The sequence below is a fragment of the Psychrobacter sp. K31L genome, assembly GCF_017942195.1.
In the GTDB taxonomy this organism is placed as follows: Bacteria; Pseudomonadota; Gammaproteobacteria; order Pseudomonadales; family Moraxellaceae; genus Psychrobacter; species Psychrobacter glaciei.
In genome coordinates, this window is record NZ_JAGKSC010000005.1 from 259,113 (window position 1) to 266,254 (window position 7,142).

Below are 7,142 nucleotides of genomic sequence, written 5' to 3' on the forward strand. Positions count from 1 at the left end.
AGGTTGAAGCCAAAAATTATGAGCGTAGATCCAAAGAAATTGAACAAAGAAGTGGCCAAACGCCGCACCTTTGCCATTATCTCGCATCCCGATGCGGGTAAGACCACCATGACCGAAAAGCTGCTGCTATGGGGTCAAGCGATTCAGGTGGTTGGCGAAGTAAAAGGCCGAAAAACTGACCGTCATGCCACGTCCGATTGGATGAGTATGGAGCAGGAGCGTGGTATTTCTATCACCACTTCAGTCATGCAGTTCCCTTATCAAGACCATATGGTCAATCTACTAGACACTCCGGGTCACGCTGACTTTAGTGAAGATACCTATCGTACGTTGACCGCTGTCGATAGCGCGCTAATGATGGTTGATGGTGCGAAAGGCGTCGAGGAACGAACCATCAAATTGATGGAAGTTTGCCGCATGCGTGACACACCGATTATCTCATTTGTGAACAAGCTAGATCGTCAGATTCGTGAGCCGCTTGAGCTGCTGAGTGAAATTGAAACGGTACTTAAGATTAAGTGTATTCCATTGACGTGGCCGATTGGTATGGGGCAGGATTTCGTTGGCGTCTATCATTTGACCGAAAATAAGACTTACCTTTACGAAAAAGGTAATGGCGGCAAGATGACGGTCTCTGAGACCCGTGACGGTTATGATTATCCGGACATACGCGAGCGTCTTGGGAAGCTGATGTTTGATGCTTTTGAAGAGTCGCTTGAACTGGTACAAATGGCGCTAGAAGACTTTAGCGAAGAGGCATTTTTAGCGGGTGAGATGACGCCAGTATTGTTCGGTACGGCGCTGGGTAACTTCGGTGTCAATATGGTACTCGATACCCTTGTGAAATATGCACCGCCCCCAAAAGCCCATCCGACTACTGAGCGTGAAGTCTCAGCATCTGAGACAGACTTTACAGGTTTTGTCTTTAAGATTCAGGCCAATATGGATCCGCGTCATCGTGACCGCATTGCGTTCTTACGCGTGTGCTCAGGTAAGTACGAAAAGGGCATGAAGCTGAAGCATGTACGCTTGGGTAAAGACGTGCGTATTGCGGATGCACTGACCTTTCTCGCCGGTGACCGTGAAGCGCTAGAAGAGGCTTATCCGGGTGATATTATTGGTCTGCATAATCATGGGACGATTTCTATTGGTGATAGCTTTACCGAAGGCGAAGAGCTAAACTTTACCGGTATCCCTCATTTTGCGCCTGAATTGTTTCGCCGTGTCGTTCTAAAAGATCCTCTGAAGTCCAAGGCTCTACAAAAAGGTCTACAGCAGTTAAGTGAAGAGGGCGCTACACAGGTCTTTATGCCGCAGATTAACAATGATTTAATCTTGGGCGCGGTGGGTGTGCTACAGTTTGAAGTGGTCGCGCATCGTCTCAAAGAAGAATACAAGGTTCAATGTATTTTTGAGCCAGTATCGATTGCAACGGTACGTTGGATCCATTGCGATGATGATGTGGCCTTGGCTAAGTTTAAGAAAAAAGCCCACGATCAGTTATCAATCGATGGCGGTGGTTATCTGACCTATCTTGCGCCATCGCGAGTCAACTTGCAGCTGATGCAAGATCGTTATCCAGAAGTGACTTTTAGCAATACTCGCGAGCATTAATATCTGTTATTTAAGTATGAGTAAATGGTCAAAACCTATTTTCTATTTTTTAAAAGACACGCTAGCCGTGTCTTTTTTATTGCCTGTCGTTTAGTCCATTATTAAATCGCTACTTCTCATAAACATCGATACATCAATACTTTGGAACTAGCACCTTGACACTGGCACTTTGAAACCAGTCTTTTGAAACTGGCACTTCAAAAGATTAATACCTCAAAAACACAAACAGTGTTTCAACAATACATCACAGTAGTTACGGTAGAATATTATTAACCATTATATTATTAACCATTGTTTTTTTATGGAAAAAATTATGACAGTCACACCTCAATCTAGTAGCGCCACACCAAAAGCCAACCAGTCGTTAGTACTGAGAAGGACCAGTCTACGCCGAGTTGGTACGTTAGTGACTGGCCTACTATTTGGGGCAATGGCGATGTCAGCTAATGCGGGTAATCTCATTAGCAGTACCGATTATTTGGATTATGAGTTGCCCAACGATGTGCAAGAGAAATGTGCCGAACGACAGAATTGTCCAGAGATCGAGATTAAGTATCTCAAAACCAATCATGATTGGATAAACGGTATTACCAATGCCTGTATCAATCATTTCGTCGTCAATAGTAAACCGACCGAGTCAGCATCTATTAATACCAGAGCGACGCCAGCCATTGTCAAGGCAGCTATCGATGACTTTGCAAGCTCACAATTTATAGATATGCCAAACGACAGTTCAGGGTCGTATAATTTGATGGTCACGCCTGATTATTTGGGGCATGTGAGTGATTTTGAGTTGTTTGAAATCAACTCGTATGTGTTTACAGGTGGCGCGCATGGCATGCCCTATAGTGAGTATTTAATATTCGATGCCAGCAGCAAAAAACAAATCCAACTGGCAGATATGTTGCAGACAGGCAAAAAATCACGTTTTGAGGCGCAAGCTTACGCTGCTTATAAAACGTGGGTAAAAACGGTCGATAATGACTTGAGCAGCTATGAGAAGAACTGGCCATTTACCTTGAGTGATAACGTCACATTGACGGATAAGGGCGTCGATATTCGCTATCAACATTATTCTATTGGGCCTTATGCTTATGGAATGCCAGTCTTAAGTATCCCTTACAGTAAGCTTGGTGGTGTGATCAAGCCGCGTTTCATGCCCAAATAACCGTTTTATCCCGAAATAATATGAGTCATAAATTTTAGAGAATCATTGAATATTTAATAATAAATTAAGGAGCGATGTTATGACGAGCGATGTAGAAAATACAGTAGCGACAACAGAGTCAACAGTTACAGATACTTGGCGTCTCAACGCCTTAACAGTAGCGCTGGGTGATCTGGCACTAACTGTGAGCGACAGCTTGTCTGTGGGGCGTGGTAGTGATAATGACGTCGTACTTGGCAGCAAGGAAGTATCACGCAATCACGCGGTGCTGAGCGTACTAAACGGTAAGCTGTACGTCAAAGATCTGGACTCCTCTAACGGTACGTTTATTAATGAGCAACGTATTGATAGCAATAAGTCTAAGCACCTTGAGGCCAATGATACGCTTGGCTTTGCCAGTTTTGCCTTCAGAGTAACGCCGTTGAGTGTCGTAAATGAGGCTGTAGTGGATGAAGCTGTAGAGCAGCCAGTCATCGCTGAAGAACCGATAGTCGACCACGAACCTGTCGTTGATGTTACTGCTGCGCCAGTTCTCGCATCAGATTCTGTTAATACCCATGATGCTAATACCCATGATGCTGAGTCTAGCGTTGCCGATTCGAGCAGTGTTGATTCTGAAACTGTTGCTTCCAAAACCATTGACTCTGAGATTAGTCCGTCTCCCGTCGTAGAAGAGCAGCTAGCACCGACTGTTGCTGACAAACCAGAGATGGCTACTGATACACCAGAAGTTCATCCTGAGCCGCCTGTAGAGGTTGAGCCTATCGTGAAAGAAACCATCATTGCAGATGTGTTGTCATCAGTGAATAGCTCGGATAGCACACCTGTTCAACCAGCGGATATTACGGAAAGCAAGGTTGATAAGGCTAATGAGGCAGCTACTCCAGTCGTTAAAGAAACGATGATTGAAGAAGTCTTAACCGCCAAAGATACTGTGGATACCACACCTGTGCAAGCGACTCCAGTTGCCGCCGCATTAGACGAGCCGACGCCCATTACTGAGCAAGAGAATGCCATGTCTAAAGAGGTCATGCCTAAAGAAACAATAACTGAGACGCCTGTTGCTGAGACGCCTTTAGCTACTGAAAAGCCTTTAGCCAAACAGCCCGTTGTCGAGCAACCAGCATTAGACCGTGCAGAGCATGACAAAACCACCAAAACTGAACTGCAGGAAGAGGCTGATCCGGATGTCTTACGTGCTAAGCAAGCAGCAACTGCTCAGTTTTCAGGTACGGCCAATCTAGGACAGGCTCACGATCTCGGTACCGAAGGTAATAATGCCATGGATCAAGCCGTTGATAACCCTGCCAATGCTGGATACGTAGAGAAGAAGCCCAGCGGTGGTTGGTTTATATGGGTGTTTGCCGTCATTCTTATCATTGGCTTAGCGCTATGGCTGTTCAATATGGGCGGTGTATAAGCCAAGCTTTGTCATGTCCATCATGTCATGCTGAGATGAATTAAGGCTAACGTCCTTATACTTATAACTAGCGTTCTATAGCGTCAACGTTCATGAGAGTGTTGACGCTATATTTTAATTGTACTTTTACTCTCTTTTTAAGATTGCTTTTAAATTTATGGCCTTTTGCCAATATTGTGTTAAGAGACAGCTACTATGATGACCTTTGTAGAATATCAAGCTTTCAAAAATCAAGGCTTTAGTCATGCCCCTTTGGTAAAAAAGCGTTTGATGGATGCGCAAACGCCCGTGTCGGTATTCTCTAAAGTACGTGATTTGAATGGTTCTGCTTATCTGTTTGAGTCCGTGGTAGGTGGTGAGCGCTGGGCACGATACTCTATGATAGGCTTGGGTAGTGATCTGATTGTACAGTATGCTGACGGTAGTATGACGACCAAAAAAAACGATCATACGGACACCGAGTCAGTAGAAAATCCATTTGAATATATTCGTCAGTTAATGGCTCAGTACCAGATGCCAACAGTTAAAGATATTCCCACATTACCGAGCTTCAGTGGCGGTTTGGTGGGTTACTTTGGCTATGACATGGTGCGGGTCATTGAGCCTAGTGTAGGCTTGTCTGATGCGCCTAATCCGATGTTAATGCCAGATATGTGGCTGATGCTCTCAATGAGCGTCATTGTCTTTGATAATTTAGAAAGTACTTTATCAATTATTGTTTATGCTGATTGTCAGGCTGAGGATGGTTATAGCATGGCCATACGTGAGCTAGAAAAAATCGAAGAGAAGTTGGCAGAGCCGTCAAATTTATCTGCGCCAGTTATGCCGACTCCAGCTTTTACCTCGCAGACAAGTGTAGAAAAGTATGTTGGCGACGTCAAAAAGATAAAAGCTCACATCGAAGAAGGCGCTGTGACGCAAGTGGTCGCATCACAGCGTTTGACGGCGGATTATACAGGTGACTCACTGGCTGTCTATCGTGCGCTACGATACCTTAATCCATCACCTTATTTATTTTTGGTACATGGCTATACGCTTGATGATCACAAGCGTTTTGATATTATTGGCGCTTCTCCTGAAAGCCTGTCACGTATCGAAAACGGCAAAGTGACGGTGCGTCCACTGGCTGGTACCCGTAAGCGTGGCCGAGATAAAGCAGAAGACCTAGCACTCGAGCAAGAGCTACTCAACGATGAAAAAGAGACTGCCGAGCATTTAAGGTTTATTGATTTAAGCTGCGAGGATATTGGCCGTGTCTGTACAAATGGCAGTGTGAAAATCACTGAAAAGATGTCTATCGAGCGTTATTCACAAGTCATGCATATTGTGTCCAATGTTGAGGGCAAGGTGCTGCCTGATAAAGATACGCTAGATGTGTTTTGCGCTACCTTTCCTGCTGGTACATTATCAGGTGCACCTAAAATTCGTGCCATGCAAATCATTGACAAAATAGAGCCGGTGCGTCGAACAGTGTTTGGGGGCTCAGTAGGATATCTGGGCTGGAATGGGAATATGGATACGGCTATCGCTATTCGAACAGCAGTGATGCGCCGTGGCCAAATACATATCCAAGCAGGGGCAGGGATCAATGCCGACTCTGTACCAGAGGCGAAGTGGGATGAAACCAATAAAAAAGCACTTATATTGGTAAAAGCGGTAAAAATGGCCTGTAATGGATTGTATATTCGTTAGCGATATTGTCAGTCGTATCGCAAAAATAAGAGTCGCAAGCATAAAGAGCCATCAAGCTTGAATTTTTATCTGAAAAAAATAGCAATATAATCAATGTCTTGAATATTATTATTAAAATAATTAGAAAAAACATGAAAAAGAGCTTGCGTCTGTCCAAATATTTGATAGAATAGCCACCACTTTGAGAGAACAAGCCGACTTAGCTCAGTTGGTAGAGCAACTGACTTGTAATCAGTAGGTCGCCAGTTCGATCCCGGCAGTCGGCACCATCTCTCTCAAAGTAGCTTTTTATGAATATGTCTTGAATTAAAGCCATTTTTGTTCAAAGCAACCTAAGGTGGGATTGGGGAGCGGTCAAACCCAACAGACTGTAAATCTGTCGCGAAAGCTTCGAAGGTTCGAATCCTTCTCCCACCACCATATTTTTTTAAGTTTGTCATAGCGCCAAGCATGCTCGATATACTTAACGACTCTCGATTAGAGTTGGTTTGAATAAGAGTAAATGCGGGTGTGGTATAATGGTAACACCTTAGCCTTCCAAGCTAATGACGCGGGTTCGATTCCCGCCACCCGCTCCATATAGGCACAATCGCAAAAACTATTAAACATTCATCACGACAGTTATTATTACTACTGTATCGTGATATTTTTTTTAGTGCAGCTCAAAGATGTTTAGCATACGCTCATATAGCTCAGCGGTAGAGCACTCCCTTGGTAAGGGAGAGGTCTCGAGTTCAATTCTCGATATGAGCTCCATTTATTATTTAGCCTTTTATGTTTGCTTTGCTACTTTAACACATAGCTTTATGTCGATATCGAAATTATAGAATATTGAAAACAATAAAAAATTGGTACAGTAAATAAAAATTTAAGGGTGACACTGAGGTGTTGCCTTTTAGTGCTGTCAATTTCTAAATCAATTGCATTAACAAAAAAATACTGTAATGACAATGTTGTATAATACAGCGTAATGCTTGAAAAGTTAGTGATTGAAAAGTAGGTATAATGCCTGCATATAAAAGTACGGTGTTCATATTGTACTAAAGCATTTAGCAGCAACACGATAAAGTAATTTTTAGTAGATAAGCCGTAGCGTCAACGGTTTGATGGTTTTGTACGTATCATAAGCCGTCAAACAGCTATTCATCGATCTTTGACTGATAAAGATTCACCAAAAAAAGAGGAAATACCCATGGCAAAGGCCAAGTTTGAACGCAGCAAGCCACACGTCAACGTCGGTACCATCGG

At 43.6% G+C, this 7,142-nt stretch carries 4 protein-coding genes and 4 tRNA genes; all 8 read left to right on the forward strand.

What is annotated here, in order from left to right:
- Positions 1-18: 18 nt before the first annotated feature.
- The 8 genes from J5X94_RS10230 to J5X94_RS10265 all read left to right on the forward strand — a co-directional run bounded on the left by J5X94_RS10230 (position 19) and on the right by J5X94_RS10265 (position 6,650).
- A complete protein-coding gene (locus J5X94_RS10230) occupies positions 19-1,614 on the forward strand; it encodes a peptide chain release factor 3 (RefSeq protein ID WP_010201724.1) in 1,596 nt (531 codons plus the stop codon).
- Positions 1,615-1,927: 313 nt separating this feature from the next.
- Positions 1,928-2,782 carry an RsiV family protein gene (locus J5X94_RS10235; RefSeq protein WP_210541181.1) on the forward strand — a complete coding sequence of 285 codons (855 nt, stop codon included), beginning with the start codon at positions 1,928-1,930 and terminating at the stop codon, positions 2,780-2,782.
- 79 nt (positions 2,783-2,861) lie between these two features.
- Positions 2,862-4,202, forward strand: coding sequence for an FHA domain-containing protein (locus tag J5X94_RS10240; RefSeq protein WP_210541182.1), 1,341 nt, complete (start codon positions 2,862-2,864; stop codon positions 4,200-4,202).
- 195 nt (positions 4,203-4,397) lie between these two features.
- Positions 4,398-5,894: an anthranilate synthase component I family protein gene (locus J5X94_RS10245; RefSeq protein ID WP_210541183.1), complete on the forward strand. Its 1,497-nt coding sequence runs from the start codon at positions 4,398-4,400 to the stop codon at positions 5,892-5,894.
- Between the two features lie 193 nt (positions 5,895-6,087).
- Positions 6,088-6,163 (forward strand) — tRNA-Thr (locus tag J5X94_RS10250).
- Between the two features lie 67 nt (positions 6,164-6,230).
- Positions 6,231-6,314 (forward strand) — tRNA-Tyr (locus J5X94_RS10255).
- 84 nt (positions 6,315-6,398) lie between these two features.
- Positions 6,399-6,472 (forward strand) — tRNA-Gly (locus J5X94_RS10260).
- A gap of 103 nt (positions 6,473-6,575) precedes the next feature.
- Positions 6,576-6,650: transfer RNA gene (locus J5X94_RS10265), tRNA-Thr, on the forward strand.
- Positions 6,651-7,142 lie beyond the last annotated feature (492 nt).

Bases quoted from the DNA above. Each gene is read 5' to 3' on its own strand.
- J5X94_RS10230 (WP_010201724.1), top strand. From the start codon at position 19: ATGAGCGTAGATCCAAAGAAATTGAACAAAGAAGTGGCCAAACGCCGC.
- J5X94_RS10235 (WP_210541181.1), top strand. From the start codon at position 1,928: ATGACAGTCACACCTCAATCTAGTAGCGCCACACCAAAAGCCAACCAG.
- J5X94_RS10240 (WP_210541182.1), top strand. From the start codon at position 2,862: ATGACGAGCGATGTAGAAAATACAGTAGCGACAACAGAGTCAACAGTT.
- J5X94_RS10245 (WP_210541183.1), top strand. From the start codon at position 4,398: ATGATGACCTTTGTAGAATATCAAGCTTTCAAAAATCAAGGCTTTAGT.